Source organism: Caulobacter sp. AVps18 (genome assembly GCF_058681425.1).
Window position 1 is genome coordinate 4,105,708 of the sequence record NZ_CM178737.1, and the last position, 21,407, is coordinate 4,127,114.

Here is a 21,407-nt window from a genome sequence, read left to right on the forward strand (position 1 = left end):
GGCTGAACCTTCTATACGCCAGATCACCGGAACCCGGCGCCCGGCTTGCGGCGAACATCCGTTTGAATCGACTTGCCCGCCGCGCGTCGTCGCGTAGTCTGAACAATGAAGCGGCGCGAAAAGCGCCGATGAATGACGATCCCAAGGGAGAGACGACCATGGCCGACTTCGGAGCAACCGAGATCGACGTCTTCCGTGCCGAAACCCGCGCCTGGCTGGAGGCCAACTATCCGTCGTCGCTGCATGCGCCGATGGGCGAGGATGAAGCCCCCTGGGGCGGCCGCAAGATGGTCTGGAAGAATCCCGACGCCAAGCTTTGGCTGGACCGCATGGGGGCCAGGGGCTGGACGGCCCCGACTTGGCCCACGGAATACGGCGGCGGCGGGCTCTCAAAGGAACAGGCCAAGGTTCTGGAGCAGGAACTGCGTCGCCTGAAGGCTCGTCCCGCCCTGATGAGCTTCGGCGTCTGGATGCTGGGTCCGGTTCTGCTGGAATACGCCACCGAGGAGCAAAAGAAACGGTTCCTGCCGGAAATCGTGCGCGGCGAAAGCCGCTGGTGCCAGGGCTATAGCGAGCCGGGCGCGGGCTCCGACCTCGCCGCCCTGCAGACCAAGTGCGAAGATCAGGGAGACCACTATCTGATCAATGGCCAGAAGGTCTGGACCAGCTATGCCGACCAGGCCGACTGGATCTTCTGCCTGGTGCGCACCGACACCACCAAGAAGCACGAGGGCATCTCGTTCGTGCTGTTCGACATGACCACGCCGGGCGTCGAGGCGCGGCCGATCAAGCTGATCAGCGGCTCTTCGCCCTTCTGCGAGACCTTCTTCGACAATGTGAAAGTCCCCAAGGAACAGCTGGTGGGCAAGCTGAACGGCGGGTGGGACATCGCCAAGCGGCTGCTGCAGTATGAACGCCAGAACATCAGCGCCAGCGGCTTTGGCGGCGGCGGTGGGCTGGACGTGGTCGAGGCGGCCAAGACAGAGATCGGTGTCGACGCCGAAGGCCGGATCGCCGACGGCGATCTGCGTGCCCGGATCACCTCGCATCGCATGGATGCTCATGCCTTCATGCTGACGGTCCGGCGGGCCGAGGCCGAGTCAAAGACCGGCAAGGGCCCCAGCGCCGCCGTCTCGATCATCAAGTACGCCGCCGCCAAGATGAACCAGGAGCGCACAGAGCTGCTGGTCGAAGCCCTGGGCCTGCAAGGCCTGGGCTGGGAGGGCGAAGGCTTCACCAGCGATGAGTTGAATGCCACCCGCGCCATGCTGCGCGCCAAGGGCAATTCCATCGAGGGCGGCACCAGTGAGGTCAACCTCAACGTCGTGGCCAAGCGCGTGCTCGGCCTGCTGGACCACCAGTAGACGGTCCTGTTGCTCGCCCCGCCAGGAGCGCCTCTCCCGGCAGCCTATCCGACAGACCTTTCACCGGGTCGAATACAGTCACTTATGGGAGTAAGCCTGACATGGCCGTCCTGACCGAAGAACAGACCATGCTGCGCGACGCAGCCAAGGGCTGGACCACTGACAGCGCCCCCGTCGGCGCCCTGCGCAAGCTGCGCGACGGCAAGTCGGGCCAGAGCTTCGATCCCGCCGTCTGGGCCGAAATGGGCCAGATGGGCTGGGCCGGCGTGATTGTACCCGAAGAGCACGGCGGCTCGGCCTTCGGTTATCTGGGCCTGGGCCTGGTGCTGGAAGAAGCCGGTCGTAACCTGGTGGCCTCCCCCCTGCTCTCCACCGCCCTGATCGCCGCTTCGGCTCTGAACCTGGCGGGCACGAGCGAGCAGAAGTCGGCGTGGCTGGACAGAATTGCCTTAGGCGAGGCTGTGGCAACCCTGGCCGTGGACGAGCATGCTCACCACGCCCCCGCCCGCATAGCCCTATCGGCGACGGCATCGGGCGACGGCTTCACCCTGAACGGCGTAAAGACCTTCGTTCTGGACGGCGACGCCGCCGACCTGCTGATCGTCGCGGCGCGCACCAGTGGCCAGTCCGGCGATACGGCGGGCATCACCCTGTTCCTGGTGCCGGCCGACACCGCCGGCGTCACGCGCGCCCATCTGGCCCTGGTCGACTCGCGCGGCGCTTCGAAGATCACCTTCTCCGATGTGAAGGTCAGCGCCGACGCGGTGCTGGGCGAGGTCGACAAGGGCTGGGCCGTGCTCGAGCCGACGCTGGACCGCGCCTATGCCGGTCTTGCAGCGGAAATGCTGGGTAGCGCCAACGCAGCCTTCGAGATCACGCTGGACTACCTGAAGACCCGCACCCAGTTTGGCCAGGTCATCGGTACGTTTCAGGCCCTGCAGCACCGGGCCGCCAAGTGGTTCACCGACATGGAGACCACCCGCTCCTGTGTCGAGGCGGCGCTGGAGGCCATCGACGCCGGAAATGACGCTCGCGCCCTGTCGTCCCTGGCCAAGGCCAAGGCCAGCGAGGTGCTGCATCTGGCGTCCAACGAGATGGTCCAGATGCATGGCGGCATCGGCATGACCGACGCCCATGACTCCGGGCTCTATATGAAGCGCGCCCGGGTGGCCGAGGCGCTGTTCGGCGGCCCGTCGTTCCACCGCGATCGGTATGCTCGCCTGCAAGGCTTCTAAACCCCGCGCCCATCCCCCCTGAACAGGGGATGGGCGGCCCTGCCCCATACCGCATATCGTTGTTCGGTACAGACGGGATCCAGACCTGACACGGACACTTTCCGGCGGGCGATCCAGGGCTTCGGGGAATGACCATGATCACCATCAAGAACAAGACGGCCGCCTTGCGGTCGAGCCTGGCGCTTGCGACGGCGCTTGCCATTGGCACACCGGCCTTGGCGCAATACGGCCTGAACGGTGCCACGCCCGAAGCCTCATTGAGTTGCGACCAGTTGATGGCCGAGATCGCCCGCATGGATCAGGCCATGGGCCTGGCCAATACCGCCATCGCCAACGCCGCCGGCACGGCCCAGGCTACCGACACAGGCGTCGCACTGGGCATGGAAGCGGCTCTGCGTAGCGGTGCCCTGGCCAAGATGCCTGGCCTGGGCCGCTTTGCGGGCATGGCTGCCCAGGCTGCCAAGGCCTCTGCCGCCGCCAAGGCTGAGCAAGGTGCGCAAGCCATCCAGGTTGCCCAGCAACGCCGCACCATGATGGCCGGCCTCTATCAGGGCCGCAACTGCGGCGCGCCGACCAATATGACCGCGATGACCGCTTCGATGTCGGCAAGCCCGGCCTCGGCCAACGCGGTAGCCGCTCTGGCCGTGACCCAGGACCTGCCGCTTCGCGCCGCCGCTGCGCCGACCGCCGCTGTAGTCGGTAATCTGCGCACAGGCGCCAATGTCTATCCGACCGGGGCCCGCAACGGGGTCTGGATGGAGGTCGACGACGACAATGGCGCACGCGGCTGGATGTCGTCCGCCTTCGCCAAGCCTCGCTAAGGTTGCTCCGGGCCGTCCCGCTTCGGCCCGGATCGACGCCCATGGGATCAGGTCCGGATCCAACCCCCGGATATCTCCGGACCTGGAGCGGCGGCTCCGCCGGTCGCGCTCAAGGCCTCTTCCAGCGGTTCCCCAATCGCCGGAGGAGGCCCCCATGCCGCGTTCGCCAAGTCTTGCGGACAGCAGCTGCCCAGATGTCGCATGCATAGAGCCCTGCGCTCATCGGCCCGGAGATATCGAGCGTCACGTTCTGACGACCAGCCAGGAGGCTAAGATCGACAATCACTGTGATTTCGCGTCAGGCCAGCCTGACTATGTCGGCTATCCGGCAGCGGCGGCCCAGCTTCCAACCCATGGATCGGAGCCTTGCAGGGCGACGGCGGTCGATTCCCTGTCCGGGCTGGCCTATCCGTTGAAGAACCGCCTTCTCATCGCCTTGCCGGCTCAAGAGTATGGCCTGCTTTCGCCGCACCTGACTGCAGTCGAACTGGAACGGGGACGGGTTCTGTACGATCCAGGCGACCGGGTCGAGACGATCTACTTCCCCCAGACCTGCGTCATTTCCCTGATGACCCTGATGGACAACGGGGCCGCCATCGAGTCGGCGGCGATCGGCCGGGAAGGCGCCCTGGGGCTGATGGCGGCGCTGGCCCCGCGCCAGTCTCTGACTCGCGCCATCGTTCAGGCTCCGGGCCTGGTGTCGCGGATCGGGGCCGGTGCCCTGCGCGACATGGCTGGACAGCTTCCGGCCCTGCGGGCCCTGATCGACCGCCACAACGAAGCGCTGTTTGGCCATGCGATCCAGTCGGTGGCTTGCAACGCCCTGCACGCTGTGGAGGCGCGCTTCTGCCGCTGGCTGCTGTCGAGCCACGACCGGATAGACTCAGACGCCATTCCCCTGACCCAGGAGTTCTTGGCCGACATGCTGGGGGTGCAGCGGACCACAGTGACGGCTGTCGCCCGCTCCCTGCAAAACAAGGGTCTGATCCGCTATCGCCGGGGCGCAGTAGACATCCTCGACCGCAGCGGCCTCGAGGCCGCCGCTTGCGAATGCTATGGCGCGGTCCGGCGCGGCTACGAACGCCTGCTGCCCTCGCCTTTCGGCTGAATGCGACTGACCTAGAGCAAAGGTCGCCATGATTGAATCATGTCGTTTGCTCTAGATTCTTGTTTTGACGCGTTATTTCGGCGGCGAACCGGTATCCACTTCGCCGACTAACGCTCTAGCGCTTACGGATCGGCATGGGCGCGTGCGCCAGTCGCAGCAGATTGGCCGCGCCCGGCGCCCCAAACGGGGTTCCCGCCACGATCAGCAGCCGCTCGCCCGGAGCCACCAGCCCCAGTTCCAGCGCCTTGCTGGCGGCGTTGGTGGTTACCACTTCCAGGCTGTCGGGCTGCGTGCTGACGCGCGGCTCGATCCCCCAGACCAGGGTCATGCGGCGCACCGCGTTGATCTGCGGCGACAGGGCCAGCACAGGCTGCAACGGGCGCTCGCGCGCCAGGCGCCGCGCCGTGGCGCCGGTCGTGGTGAAGGCCACCAGGCATTTGGTCGAACCGGACTTGGCGGCGCCGGCGGCGGCCACCACCAGAACGTCGGCATCCTCATCTACGTGCGGCTGCTCGGCCTGCATCAGTTCGGGCCAGCGCGGATCGCGCTCCACTCGCTCGATGATGCGGTTCATCATCGAGACGGCTTCTTCGGGGTAGTCGCCGGCCGCGCTCTCAGCCGAGAGCATCACGGCGTCGGCACCCTCATAGACGGCATTGGCCACGTCCGAGGCCTCGGCCCGGGTCGGGGTGGGCGAGCTGGTCATGGATTCCAGCATCTGGGTGGCCACAATCACCGGAATGCCACGCTCGCGCGCCGCCCGCAGGATGACCTTCTGGGCCACGGGCACTTCTTCGGGGGCCATTTCCACGCCGAGGTCGCCGCGGGCCACCATGACGCCATCGCACAGGTCCATGATCGCGCCCAGGCACTGCAGCGCCTGGGGCTTCTCGATCTTGGCCAGAACCGCTGCGCGACCTTCGACGATGCGACGCAGTTCGGCCATGTCTTCAGGAGCCTGCACGAACGAAAGCGCGACCCAGTCGACGCCCAAGCGCAGAGCGAAGGCAAGGTCCTCACGGTCCTTGGGCGTCAGCGGCGACATCGGGATCACGACGTCCGGAACCGCCACCCCCTTGCGCTCCGACAGTTTGCCACCGTTCACAACGGTAGTGTTGGCATAGCCCGGACCGGCGTCGGTGACGGTCATCCGCAGCTTGCCGTCGTCCAGTAGCAGGGTCGCGCCGGGGCGCATCGCCGTCAGGATCTCGGGATGCGGCAGGTGAACCCGCGTTTCGTCACCCGGTGTCGGGTCGGCATCGAAGCGGAACGCCTGGCCGGCCTTCAGCATGACCGGGCCGTCCGCAAACTTTCCGACCCGAAGCTTTGGGCCTTGCAGGTCGGCCAGGATGCCCAGCGGCCGGCCAACGATCGGCTCGGCCGCCCGGATCGCGGCATAGACCGCCGCGTGGGTCTCATGGGCACCATGGCTAAAGTTCAACCGGAACACGTCAGCCCCGGCCTTGGCCAGGGTGACGATCATCTCTGGTGAACTCGACGCCGGGCCGATGGTGGCCACAATGCGGGAACGACGCGCGCGGATCATGCCGCCGCTCCTTTTGCTAGGTTCAGTTTACGGGGCAGACGGCGTCGCCCTCGTTGGAGGCCAGTCGAATCTCGGTAAAGGCCATCGTGAAGCGTCCGGCCGTCGACAGGGCGAACGGGGACGAAACGTGCGCCATATCGGCACCCTTGGCCTTGAAGCAGGACAATTTGATCTTGGCTGTACGCCATTCGCCGATTTTCGCACTGGAGAACGTTGACGTTACGTCTAGTCCGACATTGCAGGATTCGCCACAACCGATCGCCAAGGAAACCGGCCCTGTCGGGGCGACGTCGACCCGGTAGCGGATCATCACCGCCATGTCGCCGGTGGTCTGGCGAGACAGGTCGACCGGCTGGCCCAAAATAATCAGCGCCCCGTTGCCCTGCCCGCTCCAGTCAGCGAGGCGGGCATTCTCCTGGGCCCCGGCATCAATGGCCTTGACTGAGAGCGCCCCAGCCACATTCAGGGTCCAGGGCGGCGGAGCGCGTCCTGCCTCGAAGTAGCGATCAACATTGACGGCCGCCGAGACCATGCCAGGATCCTCGGACAGGGCCCCGAACTTGCCCGGCTTGGCGTAGCTTAGCCCGTAGCCATAGGCGAATTGGGGATCGTACCCCGCATCGCCGCGATTGAGCGGAACCTGGTTGGCGCGCTTGGGCCAGGAAAAGGACAGCTTGCCGGAGAAGTCGTGACGGGCCTTGCCGGCCTTGTCGCCGACCAGAACATCGGCCAAGCCACCCCCCTCGCTGCCCGGCAGCCATGCTGCCACGAAGGCGTCAGCGGCGTTGATCTCGGGATTGGTCCACAGTGGCCGGCCGCTCATGAAGACCGCGACGACAGGGATCCCCTGAGCTTTCAGCTTCTTGATCAGAGCCAGGTCGGTCTTGTCGCCGGGCTGGTACTCGAGATTGGTCAGATCCCCCTGGAACTCGGCATAGGGGTTCTCACCGAAGACGACCACGGCGACGTCCGGCTTCTGCTTGAAGCTGCCATCCATCGAGACCTCTGCCGAGCCGCCCCCGGCTTTCAGCGCATCGACAATGCCCGAATAGATAGACTGCCCGTTCGGGAAGTCGCTGTTCTTGTTCCCCGTCCCCTGCCAGGTCAGGGTCCAGCCCCCCGCCTGCTTGCCGATGTTATCCGCCCCGTCGCCGGTCACCAGAACCCGGGCCGAGTTCTTGATCGGCAGGACGCCCTGGTTCTTCAGCAGGACAAGCGACTTGCGGACGGCCTCACGAGCGACGGCCCGGTGGGCCGGTGCGCCGAGGAGCTGGAACTGGCCTTCCAGGGGGCGCTTGGCGTCAAACAGGCCGGCCTTGACCTTCACACGCAGAACCCGACGTACGGCGTCATCCAGACGGGCCATGGGGATGGTTCCGTCCTTGACCTGGGCCAGGGTGTTTTCGAAAAGGCCCTTCCAGCTGTCGGGGCCCATGACCATGTCCATGCCGGCGTTCCAGGCCTGCGGGCAGTTGGTGTTGGTACAGCCTTCGACCTGGCCATGGGCGTTCCAGTCGCCCACAATAAAGCCTTCAAAGCCCATGCGGCCCTTGAGAACGTCGGTCTGCAGGCTCTTGTTGCCTGTATGCTTGACGCCGTTCCAGCTCGAAAACGAGACCATGACGGTCAGGATCCCGGCCTCGATGGCTGGCGGATAGCCCTGGGCATGCAGACGGATCAGATCCTGCTCGGGCAGCAGGGCGTCCCCCTGGTCCTTGCCCCCTTCGGTACCGCCGTCCGCCACGAAGTGCTTGGCCGAACCCACGACATGGTTTGAGGCCAGCGGTCGGCCCGCCTTGAGAACGCCTTGCAGCCCGACAGTCATTGGGCCCGCATAGGCCTTCGCGACCTCAGGATCTTCGGCATAACCTTCATAGGTCCGGCCCCAGCGCTCGTCGCGGGGCACGGCCAGGGTCGGGCCAAAGGTCCAGTCTGCGCCGGTGGCCGCGACTTCCGTGGCCGTGACCTCCCCGATCCGGCGGATCAGGTCAGGATCACGCGCAGCCCCCAGACCGATATTGTGTGGAAAGACCGTCGCCCCGACGATGTTGTTGTGACCATGCACGGCGTCGATGCCGAAGATGATCGGGATGGCATTTTGGCCCTCCCGCTTCTCAAGCGCCACAGCGCGATAGGCCCTGATCCACTCCACCCAGCGCGCTGCCGTCGCGCGGTCATTGCCGTCCGGCGCGGTATTGCCGCCGGCCTCCACCGACCCGAGGGGATACTTGCGCAGGTCTTCCGGAGCGATGGCCGAGCCGTCGGCCATAATGGTCTGCCCGACCTTTTCCTCCAGGCTCATCTTGGCCATCAGGTCGGTGATGAAGGCTTCGGTCCGGGTGTCCGTGATCGAGGCCGGGCTGGCCGCCTTGGGCCACAGCTCCGGATGGGCCACGCCCGAGGGGGCCTGGGCTGCGGCAACGCCACTCAGCCCCCCTGCCAACAAGAGGGCCAGGACCGATGCGGAAGCGAGACGGCGACGAGCGAACATGGCGTTTCCCGTAATTTTCAGCCAACGGCCGGGAGCCGGCCGCGAGACATGGACATGGCAACCCGCGCGCATTTGCGTGCAGGGCGAACGACTTCAGATCTGGGGGAAGAGGAGCCGCGCGGCGGACAAACAGCCTTCGCGATCCCATAGGGATGGCCTGGAAATTGCGCTTCCTCCTGCGGCCCCCTCTTTGGAGTGACCATCGTTTTATAGAAGGGAATGACAACGTAATCAGACAGCGCTGTCAACCTGAAACTGGCAGTTTAGGTGTCAGTCAGGAATTGACCATGCACGGCCCGGTTGACTCCCGGACCACCAGTTCAAAATCCAGCAGACTTGAAGGTGGGGGCGCGCCCTCGTCCCAGGTAACGCCCTTCAGCAGCATATCGGCCGCCGCTCCCGCCATGGCGGCGATCGGCTGCCGGATCGTTGTCAGTTGTGGCCAGGTCACCTTGGCCCCCGGGGTATCGTCGAAGCCCGCCACAGAAAGCGCCTCCGGCACATTCAGACGCAGGCGATTGGCGACAGCCATCACGCCGAGAGCCATGTCGTCGTTACTGGCAAAGATTGCCGTAGGCCGGTCGCCGTCTGCAAGCATGCGCTCAGCCGCTTCAAAGCCCGAGCGGAATGAGAAGTAGCCCTGCTCCATTCGCTCCGGACGAACCGGCAGCCCGGCATCGGTCATCGCATCAACGAAACCCTGCTGACGCAGATGGGATGCACCGTGATCCGGGTGCCCGATGATGAAACCGATATCGCGATGTCCAAGGTCGATAAGGTGGCGCGTCATCTCGTAGGCCGCGAGCCTGTCGTCCATACCGACCCGCGCGGAGCGGTCGAGATCCGAGCCCGGGGAGATCCGCACAAAGGGGATGCCTTCCCGCTCAAGCGCATCCATTACGATCGGATGATCGCAGACCGGAGCCGTCAGGATCACACCGTCCATTCGCAGATTGGCCAGCATCGGCGCGACCTGCGCCTCGAGGTCATCGGCCGTAGAATCGAGGGGCTCGACGATCAGGTGATACCCCTCCTCCCGGCAGCGCGCGATCGCGCCGAGCTGGACGTCGGTGATGTATCCGGGGCTGGGGTTGTCGAAGAAGACGCCGATCAGATAGGCCTTCGAGCCCGCAAGGCTGCGGGCCGAAATGTTGGGGCGATACTTCAGCGCTGCCACCGCCGCTTGCACCCGGTCACGCGTGTCGGCCTTGACGTTTGGCTCGCGGTTGAGCACCCGCGAAACGGTCTTGATCGACACGCCTGACACACGGGCGACGTCATGGATCGTGATCTTCGTGCTCAAGTCCGCCCCTCGCAGTGCCGATTCGTCCGGCTTGTAAGGCAATAAGCCATGACAGCCTTGTCATGGCCACACCCTCGAATGCTAAGGCGTCGATATCCCTTCAGGAAATGGAGGCACGACCGTCGGGCGTCATCGCTACGGCCGCCCCAATCAGGGCGGTGTGGGGATGCAGGATCACATGGGTCGGAATCGACTTCATATAGTCGACGAACCGGCCCTTGGCCTCGAAACGGGCGCGGAACGGCCCGTTCTCAAGTTGCTCGATGATCCGGGGACCGATACCGCCGGCGATAAAAACCCCGCCCCGCGCGCCCAGGGCCAGGGCCAGGTCGCCTGCCGTCGAGCCGAGAATGGCAGAGAAGCGCTCGATCGTGGCGAGGCAGTCGACGCAGCCTTCAACCGCGCGTTCGGTGATCTGCTTGGCGGCCAGGGGCTCAACCTCGCGACCTTCCGCGTCGCCAAGGGCCACATGCAGGTCTTCCATGCCGGGACCCGACAGGATGCGCTCCACCGAAACCCGGCCAAATTTCTTGGCCAGCAGACGCAGGATCTCGATCTCGACCTCGTCGGTCGGCGCAAAGGCGATGTGGCCGCCTTCGGTGGTCAACGGCGTGTCGACTCCGTGCCGGCGCGCCATGCCGGCGACCCCAAAACCGGTGCCCGGACCCAGGATCGCCAGATCTCCCTCGCCTGAGGTCGGCAGCGGACCGATCTGGCGCAGATCCTTGGGCGACAGGCGCGGCGCGGCCAGGGCCTGGGCCGTAAAGTCGTTGATCAGCGTGGCCTGACGGAAGCCGCCGGCGCGACGCAGGCTGTCTTCCGAAATACGCCAGTCCAGATTGGTCATATGGACTGTGCCGTGCTCGATCGGACCGGCCACAGCGACCACCGCCTGATCGGGGTGCTTGACCCCGACCTTGGCCAGATAGTGCTCGATGGCGTCCTCGGCGGTCTTGTAGTCCTCGCCCTTGTAGGCGGTCGGCTCGATCAGACGCGGATCAGGCCCGTCGAATTCCACCAGGGCGAAACGGGCATTGGTTCCACCGATGTCGCCGACCAGGCCCAGCCCGCCGCCATTGAAGCCGTTCATATGCATCCGCTTCCTCAAGCAAAAAGCACGGAGGCGCCGGCGTCGGCGGCGCCGACCCCCGTCCGCATCCAGCCGAAGAGTTCCCTACCAAAGCCCGGCTTGGACGCCGGGACGTTCGCCGGCGTCCGGGCGCGCAAGGTCGCCTCGTCCACCAGGATTTTCAGTTCGCCGTTTGCGGCATCGACGGTGATGACGTCACCGTCCTGGACATAGGCCAGTAGCCCACCCTTGGCGGCTTCCGGCGTGACGTGGATAGCCGCCGGGGTCTTGCCCGAAGCCCCCGACATCCGGCCATCGGTCACCAGGGCGACCTTGTAGCCACGATCCAGCAGAACCGAGATCGATGGCGACAGATTGTGGAGTTCGGGCATGCCGTTGGCTGCCGGCCCCTGGAAGCGCATGACGACCACAACGTCGCGGTCCAGTTCGCCACGCTTGAAGGCGGCGATGAAGTCTTCCTGCTCCTGGAAGACGGCTGCCGGCGCGGTGATGGTGTGATGCTCGGCCTTCACCGCCGAGATCTTCATAACGCCGCGACCGAGATTGCCGCTGAGCAGGCGCAGACCGCCCTCCGGGCTGAAGGCGTCGGAGACCGGACGGACGATGGCGGTGTCGAGGCTTTCGACCGCTCCCTCGCGCCACTTCAGTTCGCCGTCGTCCAGGTAGGGCTCCTGGGCATAGCGCGACAGGCCCGGGCCTGCGATGGTCAGGACATCCTCGTGGGCCAGGCCTGCCTTGAGCAGTTCGCGGATCACGAAGGCCATGCCACCAGCCGCCTGGAAGTGGTTCACATCCGCCGAACCGTTCGGATAGACCCGGGCCAGCAGCGGTGTTGCCCGCGAGATCTCATCGAGATCCTCGACGGTCAGGATGACGCCGGCCGCGTGGGCCATGGCGATCAGGTGCAGGGCCAGATTGGTCGAGCCGCCGGTCGCCATCAGGCCGACCACGCCATTGACGACCGACTTCTCGTCGATCATCCGGCCGACCGGAATGTACTCGTTGCCCTTGGCGGTTACGGCTGCGGCGCGCCGCGCGGCTTCCTTGACCAGGGCTTCGCGCAGCGGCGTGTTGGGATGCACGAAGGCCGAGCCGGGCAGATGGAAGCCCATCAGTTCCATCAGCATCTGGTTGGTGTTGGCCGTGCCATAGAAGGTGCAGGTGCCCGGGCCGTGATAGCTGGCGCTTTCGGCGGCCAGCAGTTCCTCGCGGCCGACCTTGCCCTCGGCATAGAGCGCGCGGATGCGGGCCTTTTCCGAATTAGGCAGACCCGAGGTCATCGGACCGGCCGGCACGAACAGGGCCGGCAAGTGACTGAAGGTCAGGGCGCCGATCACCAGGCCCGGTACGATCTTGTCGCAGACGCCCAGATAGAGCGCGCTGTCGAAAGCGTCGTGGGTCAGGGCGATGCCCGTGGCCATGGCGATCACGTCGCGCGAGAACAGCGACAGCTCCATGCCAGGACGGCCCTGGGTGACGCCATCGCACATGGCCGGAACGCCACCGGCGAACTGGGCGGTGGCGCCGGCTTCGCGCGCAGCGACCTTGATCAGGGCCGGATACTCTTCCAGCGGCTGGTGGGCCGAAAGCATGTCGTTATAGGCCGACACGATGCCGATATTGGGCGCGTTCGGATCGAGGGCCCGGACCTTGTCGATCCCGGGGGACGCGGCGAAGGCGTGGGCCCAGTTGGCGCAGGACAGCTTGGCACGGCCCGGATTGCTGGCGATCGCTTCATCCATCTGGGCCAGATAGGCGGCGCGGCTGTCCTTGCTGCGCGCGATAATCCGGGCCGTGACCCTGGCGATAACGGGGTTGAGGCTCATGGCGCTACTCGGCCCAAAGGATGCGGACCGGCACGCGGTCCTGGTTGAGAATGGCGGCAACCGGCAAGGCAGGATCGACGGGGGCCTGCAGGAGATCCCGCTTGGCCTGCCCGGTGACCAGCAGGACGATCAGCGAGGTTCGGGTCAGCGCTGCAAAGGTGAGGCTCAGGCGCGGCAGATCGGGAGCCGGCTGGCCGGCGGGCACCGCGAGGACCAGTCGGTTGTTCGCCGGGTCGAGGCCGGCGTCCAGAACGGTCGAACCGGGAAACAGCGACGCGAAGTGGCCATCGCCGCCGACGCCCAGGACCACGACGCCGAACGGCAGGGCCTCTGCGACACCGGCCTCGGCGGCCCGGGCCGCTTCATCCGAACCGAGCCCTTCGAAGAACAGCGGCGCGAAACGGGCTGCAGAGGCCTCGCCCTTCAGAAGATGACGGCGAACCAGGCCTTCATTGCTGCTGGCATCCGACGGCGGCACAAATCGCTCGTCGGTCAGGGTCACGGTGACCTTGTCCCACGGAGCCGGCAAGGCCGACATGCGCTCATAGACCGGTGCCGGGGTGGTTCCCCCGGTCGCGGCAAAGCCGGCAGCACCGTTTGCGGTCACAGCCGCTGTCAGGCTCGAAACCAGCAAGGCCGCAGCGGCGTCATAGAGCGCTTCGCGGCTCGCAAAGGCCTCGATTGTCGGCAAGCTCATGATCAAGCCTTCCACGCACGCCCACCGGGCGCAATGAGACCGTTGGACGACTGTGGTCCCCAGGTACCGGCGGCATAGGGGGCGGGCTCGATATTGGCTTCGACCCAGGCGGCCGAGACGCCATCGATAAACTTCCACGCCTGCTCGACCTCGTCCCGGCGCACGAACAGGGTGCGGTCGCCGCGGAACACGTCGAGGAACAGCTTTTCATAGGCAATGCGGCGACGGCCGCCGCTCTGGCTGAACGACAGCGACAGCGGCAGGGACTGCAGGCGCATCCCCTCTTCCGACAAACCGGGGCGCTTGTTCATCAGGGTCAGAACGATGTTTTCGTCAGGTTGCAGGTCGATGACCAGGCGATTGGCGACCAGATCGCCATCAGTGGCCTGACCAAAGATGTTGTGTGGCAAAGGCTTGAACTGGACCACGATCTGGGTGCGACGGTCGGGAAGGTTCTTGCCGGTGCGCAGGAAGAACGGCACCCCGTCCCAACGCCAGTTGTCGATGGCCACCTTCATCGCCACGAAGGTTTCGGTCTTGGTCGCCTTGCCAACCTCGTCCAGATAGCCCTCGCGCGCTGCGCCCTCGACGACGCCGGCCACATACTGGCCACGCACCGTATCGTGAGCGACCGAATCCTTGGTAAAGCGGCGCAGCGACCTCAGAACCTTGACCTTTTCGTCGCGCACCGCATCGGGATCGAAGCCCGACGGGGCCTCCATAGCGACCAGACACAGCAACTGCAGCATATGGTTCTGGACCATGTCACGCAGCGCGCCGTATTCGTCGTAGTAGGGCCAGCGGTCGCCGACCTTCTCGGTTTCAGCGATGGTGATCTGAACGTGGTCGATGGTGTTGCGATCCCACAGGGGCTCGAACAACACGTTGGCGAACCGCAGGGCGGTCAGGTTCTGGACGGTCTCCTTGCCCAGATAGTGGTCGATGCGGAAGATCTGGTCCTCGCCCACCACGGCACCGACAGCGGCGTTGGTGGCGCGCGAGCTTTCCAGGTCGCGGCCGATCGGCTTTTCCAGAACCAGCCGGGTCTCAGGTCCGGTCAGGCCGGCCGTCTTGAGCGCCGCGCAGGCCGGGCCGTACAGGCTGGGCGACAGCGAGAAGAAGATCACCAGCGAGCCGTACTCGCCAATGCGCTCGGCCAGCTTGGCCGTGCCTTCATCCTTGGTTATGTCGACCGAAATGTAGTCGAGGCGTGCGGCCAGGCGGGCCCAAGCGGCCTCTTCGACCGTAGCGCGCTTTCCTAGCTGCTCGCGAACCAGAGCCTTGTAGCTGGCCGCGTCGTGATCTCCACGAGCCACGCCGACGATCCGCATGTCATGCGGCAGGAGGCGATCAACCTCCAGAAAATAGAGGGAGGGCAGCAGCATCCGCAGGGCCAGGTCCCCGGCTCCGCCAAGCAGAACCAGTACCTCGCGGCCATTTTCGCCGTCGTTGGTCATATTCACTAGATCTTCCACCCTATGACAACGTTGTCATGACATGCCCGCGCGCGCTTGGCAAGCGGCCGCAGATCAACGTTCCGCCCGGGAAGTCGGGCAGGCTCTACCTAGGCCAAACGCAGGGCACCCGCCATAAGACCAATCGCATTTCGGAGGATGTTCGCGCCGAACGCCGCGCCATCGCGAACATCTTGTGCGCGAGCGGCTGAACTCAGGGGCTTCTGGGGGTAGATTTCAACTCGGCCCTACCCGCGCGCGGCGGTTCCGGCAGGACGTGCGGCACGGAAACGATCCTTCATCTTGGCAACCCAGCCGCCAAAGGCCTCGTTGTCGGCGGTCACGCGGCCGAAGTCAGCGCTGGACAGCGATTCGACATCCATCCCCGACAGGGCCACCCGCAGCCCTTCGGGGTTGGCCGCGCCTTCGATGAAGCCCGAATAGCGCTGGCGCAGGCGCCCAAGGCCGGCGCCATCGTCTGCCAGGCTGTAGGCGACGCCGGCGCGCAGCAAGCGCCCCTCTTCGCCCACCGACAAGGCCCCCTGCCCCTTCCAGCGATCTGCCAGCGCCTTCTCGTAGAGTGCGCCGGCCACAGGCCAGGTGCGCTGCTTCCAGGCGATGTCGGCACGCAGATCCTGGGCGTCGCGGCTGTTGTCCTTCTCGACCAGTTCAAGCGCCGCATCATAACGACCAAGACCCATATAGGCCCTCGCGGTCGCCAGACGCCGTTCGGCGTTCAGTCCTGCGGGCAGGATGGTGGTTCGGGTATCGTTGATGGCCTGCAGCGCGCTCTCGGGCTGCTTGTTCATCAGGTAGATCCAGGCCAGATCAGTCGCCACCTGGGCCTTGGGCACACCGTTCAGGCGATTGTCGACCTGGTACTTCAGCAGCTTGGCGGCGTCGTCCAGCAGATCGACGTCGACAAGGCGGCGCACAAGGTTGCGCACCATCTGGTCTCCATCGACGCCGATCGGCGTCAACTCCTGAAAGTCATAGAACATGCCGACGGCCTGGATCGGCTGCATGCCGTCGGCCAGCCCGTCCAGGAAGAGTGCCCGAAACGCGGTGTTGAGGTCGTTGCGCAGAGCCAGCGCTTCGGGATGATCCGACTGGTTACCCGCCGAACGCAGGACTTCCAGCGCCTCGCGATAGCGCCCCTGGTCGATATAGAGCTTGCCAAGACCCCGGATGGTTTGCAGTTCGACCCCGTCGCCGCGCCAGCGGAAGCGAAGCTGGTTGAGCTCGTTGGCTGCCGTTGCCGCGTCAATCTGGCCCTTGGCCAGACGAATCTGGGTGGCGTACAGCATGGCCGGCGTCGCCAGCCTGTCGATGGGTGCCTTGGCGATGGCCTGGTACATGCGCAAGGCGCGCATCTTCTCGCCCTTGGCCTCGAAGATCCGGGCCTGGGTCAGGCGAATGTCCAACTGGTCGGCGACGGGAACCTTGGGCTGCTTTAGGGCGTCGCCGACCAGCCGGGCTGCCCCTCCCAGATCGCCGGTTCCGAGCGCCGCCTTGGCCTGGGCGTGCAGAAAGCGGGCACGCCAAAGCGGCGGGAAAAGATCAAGGGCACGACCGGCGGCGGCGAACTTCTCGCGCGCCTGCGCCCAATCGCCCGTCTGGGCGGCGATGTAGCCACGCCATTGGGCGCTGGAGGGATCATCGGCCAGAACCGGAGAGGCGAAGTCACTTTCGGCCTCAGCCAGGCGATTGGCCAGCACCCTGGCCACGCCGCGCAGCCCGCGGAATTCTGCGTCGCCCATCAGGGTCTGGTGCTTGCGGGCGGCGGCGTTGAGCACGCCGATGGCCTCATAGGCCATGCCCGACCCGACGAGGAACCGGGCCAGAGCCATGCGCGCGCCGATGTCGCCGGCCTTGTCCTCGCCCTCGCCCGCTACGGGGATGGCGCTCTGCAGGGCGTTGTAGCGCGCCAGGAACCCGCCAGACCCGGTCTTTGGCCAGTTCTCAAGATCGATCAGCGCCGGCATGGCCATAGGCTGTGGGGCACCGGCGGCCGCGATCTCCGGCGGGGTCGAGACCGACAGCGGCGACAGGACCAGCCCCTTGGGCCGACCGATCCGCAGCAGATCGCCCTCGGTCGAGACCATCATGTCGCTGGCATAGGTTTCGGCCGCCAGGCCCTGAGCGGACGGCAGTAGGGCCATCTCGACATATTCGCGTCGCGAGGGCAGGCCCTTTGACGGTGCCAGGGCCGGCGCGACGAGCAGACGGTCGCCAACCGCTGGATCGGCAACCCAGACGGCGCGGGTTACGCCGGCGAGCACAGCCGTCAGGGTAGCCGGATTGGCGGTCTCGTCGCGAGCGACGCGGATTGGGTCGGGCGTCGGCTGCGAGCCGGCTCCCAGGCTGATCGTCCACAGCCCACCCAGACCTTCGGCATAGTAGGGCGCGCCCGCCGGTGTGACGATCCGCACAGCGGAATAGTCAGCGCCCTTGAAGACCTGCAGCTTGCTGTAATGGGCGCTGGAAGCCGGCAGCTTGGAGATATCCAGCCGCGCAGGCGTATCGAACACCACCCAGACCGCCTCGCCGCGGCGGAATACGGCGGCCCCGGCGGGTGCCGCCCAGTTGAAATTGAGACGAACCTGGGAGTCGGCCTTTTCGAAAGCGGCCCGTACGACGCCGCCCGGCGGCATCGGGTTTGGGCGGCCGATTGGCGCGGCGGGCGGCGGCGTCTGGGCCGCATCGGCCATGGCTCCGGCCTTGGCGAAGACATTGACGAACTCGGCGCCGTCCGCATTACCGGTGCGCGCATCGGCGTCGTCGGCCAGGGTCAGCACGATTTCCAGCGCTCCGCCCGTACGACGGGCCTGAGCAGACTTGACCCAGCGCGGGGGCGTGAGGCCCAGCACCGTCATGTCGGGACTGGCGTCACGATTGAAGCGCAAGGTCATGACCTGACCGTCGCGCTTCACGGTCATCCGCGCGCCGCCGTGGAACTCGATCCGTGAAAAAGTAGCCGCCTGGGCCACGCGCACGTCCACGCCGCCACGCGCAGCGGCGATGGGGCCGGCGGCATTGACCGACGGTGCCGCCACGCTGGCGATACAAACCGCCGCGACACCGGTCCGCAGGAGCGTGCGCAGGCTCATCGAGGGCCTAACCGGCCTTCTTGGGCGCGGCGCCGGCCAGCGGAGCGGCGGACGCCTGGGTGCCTTGCGGACCGGCCTTTGCGGCGTTGTCGGCGACGGCCGCCTTGCCCTTGGTGATCGCGTCGCCGACGAAGCGGTTGGCGAGCTTCTCGGTCAGCACCTTGGCATCGGTCGGCGTCATATTGGCCAGGATCAAGCTGAGCGTGCGCTCTTTCATCTTGGCGGCGATCGGCACGCGAACGGCGTCGTCCAGGATGGTCATGCGGGCGGCGGCGTCCTTGGGCTTCATACCCGAGAACACGGTGACCATGCGATCGATCTCGGCCGACTTCTGAGAGTCGGCTTGGCCCAGCAGCCCCTGGATGTCGCCCTTCAGGCCGTTCAGAGCCTTGACCTTGGCGTCCAGCTTGGCTTCCGCAGCCGACAGAAGCTGCAACTGAACGTCGATGTCCTGTTCGCGCTGGTCCAGCTGGCCGCGGCGCGCACCCAGGCTTTGAAGGATGCGAAGTTCGGCAGGCGACAGGCCGGCCTCGCGCGCCAGGTCACTGGCCGACGGGGCGCAGACCCGCGGCGGCGCGGCGGCCGGAGCCTTGGCTGCGGCGTCGCGCCCGGCGCTTTCAGCCGAGGCCGCTGCTTCACCCTGCCCTGCCTTGGAGCCGGCCGGCTTGGCCGCGCCCTCAGCGAACGCCTTGGCGCCACTGATCATGTCAGGCAGCGATCGGGCCCCGGCCAGGGCGTTCATGGCCAGGACGCCACCGACCGCGACACCGACCAGCGGCAGGATACGGGGAATGTTCTTCATCGCCGGTCTCTGAAACTGGATCCGGGACGCGGCGTTTCGACCGGTCCCTCAAAAAGGTCATCATCAACCCGCGCGCGTGAACGTGGGGTTTCTTTGGGCGGCAAAGGCCTTGCAGACGCGGGGCCCGGCGCAGGTTCTGGACGGACGGCCGCGCTGGGCGGGCGGGCCTTGGCCTCGCGCTCAAGCAGGCGCTCGAAATCCTCGGCCTTCAGGCGTCGGTCGGCCTTGGGGGCGACAGGCTCGGAGCGGGCGGCGAGGGCCGCAGTGGGCGCGGCCGGCGGCGGCGTGACCAGGGGGCGATTGATGCGCTCATCCAGCTTGGCCGCCAGGACCGTGGCGCGCTCGATCCGGTCAGCCAAGGCCTCGGAGGCCTCGTCGGTGGCGGCGCGCAGATCGGCCAGACCCTGCTCGGCGCGTGCGGCGGCCTGGTCCAGGTCAGCGACAGCCTTGGCGAAGCCGACATGGCTGTCGCGCAGGGCTTTCAGCCGCCGCTCCAGCCGCCAGCCAAAGCCCAGGGCCACGATCAGCAGGACCGCCAGGAAGATGTTCAGGGCGAGCGCGGCGAACGTCATTTCAGCTTCTGGACCGCTTTCTTGGCGGCCGGCGTCAGCGGAGCCTCTGCGCGGATGGCGATAGAATGATTGCGCCGGCCCATGCGGCCGCGCGTCAGCGGGATGGCCCCGGCGCGCAGCTCGACCAGGCTGTCGGGCGTGGCGTTCAGCATCATGGTGTCGCCGACCTTCAGGTCCAGTACGCGCGACAGGGGAAGCTGCTGCTCGTCGAGCACGGCGCGAACCTCCATCTGGGTGGTCCAGAGTTCGGTGGCCAAGTGGCCTTCCCAGATGTTGTCGCGACCGAACTTCTCGCCCATGAACTGCTGCAGCAGCATCTTGCGGATCGGCTCAAGGGTCGCATAGGGCAGCAGCAGCTCGATGCGACCGCCGCGGTCTTCCATGTCGATCCGCAGCTTGACCAGGATCGCGGCATTGGCCGGTCGGGCGATGGCCGCAAAGCGGGGATTGGTCTCCAGCCGGTCCAGCGAGAAATTGACCGGATGCAGGGGCTCAAACGCGCTCTTCAGATCGTGCAGCACCACCTCGATCATCCGCTGCACCAGAACGCGCTCGATGGTCGTGTAGGGACGGCCCTCGATACGCATGGCCGCAGTGCCGCGACGCCCGCCCAGCAGCACGTCGACGATCGAGTAGATCAGGTTGGAGTCAACCGTCAGCAGGCCGTAATTGTCCAGCTCCTCGGCCCGGAACACCGCCAGAATGGCCGGCAGGGGGATCGAGTTGAGATAGTCGCCGAAACGGATCGAGCTGATGTTGTCGAGGCTGACCTCGACGTTATCCGAGGTAAAGTTGCGAAGTGACGTGGTCATCAACCGCACCAGGCGGTCGAAGACGATTTCGAGCATCGGCAGACGCTCGTAGCTGACCAGGGCAGAATTGATGATCGCCCGGATGCCGGTACGGTCGTCTCCGCCATCGCCCGACAGGTCGAAGCCCAGCAGGCTGTCGATCTCGTCCTGGTTCAGGATCCTTTCGGATCCCATCATGTCGCCGCCGCCATCGTCCCAGCCGCCGCCACCCATGCCGCCGCTGAAATCGCCGAACTCGTTGCCGCCACCGGCGGGCTGGTCGAAGCCTCCCGGAGGATTCTCCGAGGCCCATTGAGCCATCGCGGCCTGATCGTCGATTTCGTCCGCCATATTGGTTCGCCCAACCAGCTCCCGAGGGGGCTAGTTGATCAGCATCTCCTCGATCAGGACAGCGTTCACCTTGGACGGCGCCGCGACGAGATTGACGCGACGCAGCAGCTCGACACGCAGTTGGTAAGCGCCCTGGCTGCCGTTCAGATCTTCCGGGCGCAACTCCCGCAGGAAGGTCTGGAACATGTCCGACAGTCTGGGCAGATTCGGCGTGAGCACCTCGGCGGTTTCCTCGTCGGGCAACTCGAAGGTCAGCTTCAGCTTCAGGAAGGTGGTCTTGCCGTCCGCCGTCTGCATGTTCACGACAATATCAGGCAGGGTATAAAAGACGATCCCGTCGGGGCCTTCCTTGATCACCGGCGTGCCGGCGGCACCCTCAGCGGCCTTTTCAGCGCCCTTCTCGCCTTCCTTCTTCTTATCGTCCTTCTTCTTTTCCTTCTTTTCCTTACCGTGCTCCTCCGCACCCTTTTCGCCATGGGCGGCAGGCTTGGGCTTGAGCAGGAAGAAGGCCGCAGCACCGCCGCCACCCAGCACCAGAACGCCGGCAGCCGCCGCGATCAGGATGATCGGTGGCTTCTTCTTGGCAGGCGCTTCGCCCTCGGCTGCGCCCTCTTCGCCTTCGGGGGCGGGAGCTTCCTTTGGGGGTTTCTTGGCCACGCGCGCGGTTCCTTGGAATCTATGCCCCTACTGATGGCTCAGCATGGTTAACGATGTGTTTTGGAGGCCATTTCGCCGCAGGCTGAATCTGCCCGGCAGACTCCGCCCAACACCCCCTCGTTAACCTTTCTATCTATTGTTTTCATTGACATTTTCGAGTTGGCCCAAAGGTTGCAATGACCCTGTCGG

At 65.9% G+C, this 21,407-nt stretch carries 16 protein-coding genes; 4 read left to right on the forward strand and 12 right to left on the reverse strand.

The window, feature by feature from the left end; translation table 11 throughout:
• Positions 1-158: 158 nt before the first annotated feature.
• The 4 genes from ACW179_RS18670 (at position 159) to ACW179_RS18685 (ending at position 4,528) form a co-directional block, all read left to right on the forward strand.
• Entirely contained in the window at positions 159-1,364 is a 1,206-nt protein-coding gene (locus tag ACW179_RS18670) for an acyl-CoA dehydrogenase family protein (protein ID WP_492060950.1), read from the forward strand.
• Positions 1,365-1,465: 101 nt separating this feature from the next.
• Entirely contained in the window at positions 1,466-2,599 is a 1,134-nt protein-coding gene (locus ACW179_RS18675) for an acyl-CoA dehydrogenase family protein (RefSeq protein WP_492060951.1), read from the forward strand.
• 128 nt (positions 2,600-2,727) lie between these two features.
• Entirely contained in the window at positions 2,728-3,420 is a 693-nt protein-coding gene (locus ACW179_RS18680) for an SH3 domain-containing protein (protein ID WP_492060952.1), read from the forward strand.
• A gap of 154 nt (positions 3,421-3,574) precedes the next feature.
• Positions 3,575-4,528, forward strand: coding sequence for a Crp/Fnr family transcriptional regulator (locus ACW179_RS18685; protein ID WP_492060953.1), 954 nt, complete (start codon positions 3,575-3,577; stop codon positions 4,526-4,528).
• Positions 4,529-4,643: 115 nt separating this feature from the next.
• On the opposite strand, the gene pyk is transcribed toward ACW179_RS18685, so the two are convergent.
• From pyk to fliL, 12 genes are all read right to left on the reverse strand, one after another.
• Positions 4,644-6,074, reverse strand: a complete 1,431-nt coding sequence (gene pyk, locus ACW179_RS18690) for a pyruvate kinase (RefSeq protein WP_492060954.1) — start codon at positions 6,072-6,074, stop codon at positions 4,644-4,646.
• 22 nt (positions 6,075-6,096) lie between these two features.
• Positions 6,097-8,565 carry a glycoside hydrolase family 3 protein gene (locus tag ACW179_RS18695; RefSeq protein ID WP_492060955.1) on the reverse strand — a complete coding sequence of 823 codons (2,469 nt, stop codon included), beginning with the start codon at positions 8,563-8,565 and terminating at the stop codon, positions 6,097-6,099.
• A gap of 274 nt (positions 8,566-8,839) precedes the next feature.
• On the reverse strand, positions 8,840-9,868 hold the full coding sequence (locus ACW179_RS18700; protein ID WP_492060956.1) for a LacI family DNA-binding transcriptional regulator: 1,029 nt from the start codon (positions 9,866-9,868) through the stop codon (positions 8,840-8,842).
• A 100-nt stretch (positions 9,869-9,968) separates the two neighbouring features.
• Entirely contained in the window at positions 9,969-10,958 is a 990-nt protein-coding gene (gene glk, locus ACW179_RS18705) for a glucokinase (RefSeq protein WP_492060957.1), read from the reverse strand.
• Positions 10,959-10,972: 14 nt separating this feature from the next.
• Positions 10,973-12,784, reverse strand: a complete 1,812-nt coding sequence (gene edd, locus ACW179_RS18710) for a phosphogluconate dehydratase (protein ID WP_492060958.1) — start codon at positions 12,782-12,784, stop codon at positions 10,973-10,975.
• A gap of 4 nt (positions 12,785-12,788) precedes the next feature.
• On the reverse strand, positions 12,789-13,481 hold the full coding sequence (pgl, locus tag ACW179_RS18715) for a 6-phosphogluconolactonase (protein WP_492060959.1): 693 nt from the start codon (positions 13,479-13,481) through the stop codon (positions 12,789-12,791).
• Between the two features lie 2 nt (positions 13,482-13,483).
• Positions 13,484-14,938, reverse strand: coding sequence for a glucose-6-phosphate dehydrogenase (zwf, locus tag ACW179_RS18720; RefSeq protein ID WP_492064354.1), 1,455 nt, complete (start codon positions 14,936-14,938; stop codon positions 13,484-13,486).
• Between the two features lie 245 nt (positions 14,939-15,183).
• Positions 15,184-18,045, reverse strand: a complete 2,862-nt coding sequence (locus ACW179_RS18725; RefSeq protein WP_492060960.1) for a tetratricopeptide repeat protein — start codon at positions 18,043-18,045, stop codon at positions 15,184-15,186.
• Positions 18,046-18,052: 7 nt separating this feature from the next.
• Positions 18,053-18,847, reverse strand: coding sequence for a MotE family protein (locus ACW179_RS18730; RefSeq protein WP_492060961.1), 795 nt, complete (start codon positions 18,845-18,847; stop codon positions 18,053-18,055).
• Entirely contained in the window at positions 18,844-19,419 is a 576-nt protein-coding gene (locus ACW179_RS18735) for a DUF6468 domain-containing protein (protein WP_492060962.1), read from the reverse strand. Before ACW179_RS18735 ends, ACW179_RS18730 begins: the two co-directional genes overlap by 4 nt.
• Positions 19,416-20,561, reverse strand: coding sequence for a flagellar motor switch protein FliM (gene fliM, locus ACW179_RS18740; protein ID WP_492060963.1), 1,146 nt, complete (start codon positions 20,559-20,561; stop codon positions 19,416-19,418). Before fliM ends, ACW179_RS18735 begins: the two co-directional genes overlap by 4 nt.
• Positions 20,562-20,591: 30 nt before the next feature.
• A complete protein-coding gene (gene fliL / locus ACW179_RS18745; RefSeq protein WP_492060964.1) occupies positions 20,592-21,218 on the reverse strand; it encodes a flagellar basal body-associated protein FliL in 627 nt (208 codons plus the stop codon).
• Between the last annotated feature and the right edge of the window lie 189 nt (positions 21,219-21,407).

Coding starts and splice junctions, on each gene's coding strand:
- ACW179_RS18670 (WP_492060950.1), top strand. CDS start 159: ATGGCCGACTTCGGAGCAACCGAGATCGACGTCTTCCGTGCCGAAACC.
- ACW179_RS18695 (WP_492060955.1), bottom strand. CDS start 8,565: ATGTTCGCTCGTCGCCGTCTCGCTTCCGCATCGGTCCTGGCCCTCTTG.
- ACW179_RS18675 (WP_492060951.1), top strand. CDS start 1,466: ATGGCCGTCCTGACCGAAGAACAGACCATGCTGCGCGACGCAGCCAAG.
- pyk (WP_492060954.1), bottom strand. CDS start 6,074: ATGATCCGCGCGCGTCGTTCCCGCATTGTGGCCACCATCGGCCCGGCG.
- zwf (WP_492064354.1), bottom strand. CDS start 14,938: ATGACCAACGACGGCGAAAATGGCCGCGAGGTACTGGTTCTGCTTGGC.
- ACW179_RS18730 (WP_492060961.1), bottom strand. CDS start 18,847: ATGAAGAACATTCCCCGTATCCTGCCGCTGGTCGGTGTCGCGGTCGGT.
- pgl (WP_492060959.1), bottom strand. CDS start 13,481: ATGAGCTTGCCGACAATCGAGGCCTTTGCGAGCCGCGAAGCGCTCTAT.
- ACW179_RS18685 (WP_492060953.1), top strand. CDS start 3,575: ATGCCGCGTTCGCCAAGTCTTGCGGACAGCAGCTGCCCAGATGTCGCA.
- ACW179_RS18735 (WP_492060962.1), bottom strand. CDS start 19,419: ATGACGTTCGCCGCGCTCGCCCTGAACATCTTCCTGGCGGTCCTGCTG.
- ACW179_RS18680 (WP_492060952.1), top strand. CDS start 2,728: ATGACCATGATCACCATCAAGAACAAGACGGCCGCCTTGCGGTCGAGC.
- edd (WP_492060958.1), bottom strand. CDS start 12,784: ATGAGCCTCAACCCCGTTATCGCCAGGGTCACGGCCCGGATTATCGCG.
- glk (WP_492060957.1), bottom strand. CDS start 10,958: ATGAACGGCTTCAATGGCGGCGGGCTGGGCCTGGTCGGCGACATCGGT.
- fliM (WP_492060963.1), bottom strand. CDS start 20,561: ATGGCGGACGAAATCGACGATCAGGCCGCGATGGCTCAATGGGCCTCG.
- ACW179_RS18725 (WP_492060960.1), bottom strand. CDS start 18,045: ATGAGCCTGCGCACGCTCCTGCGGACCGGTGTCGCGGCGGTTTGTATC.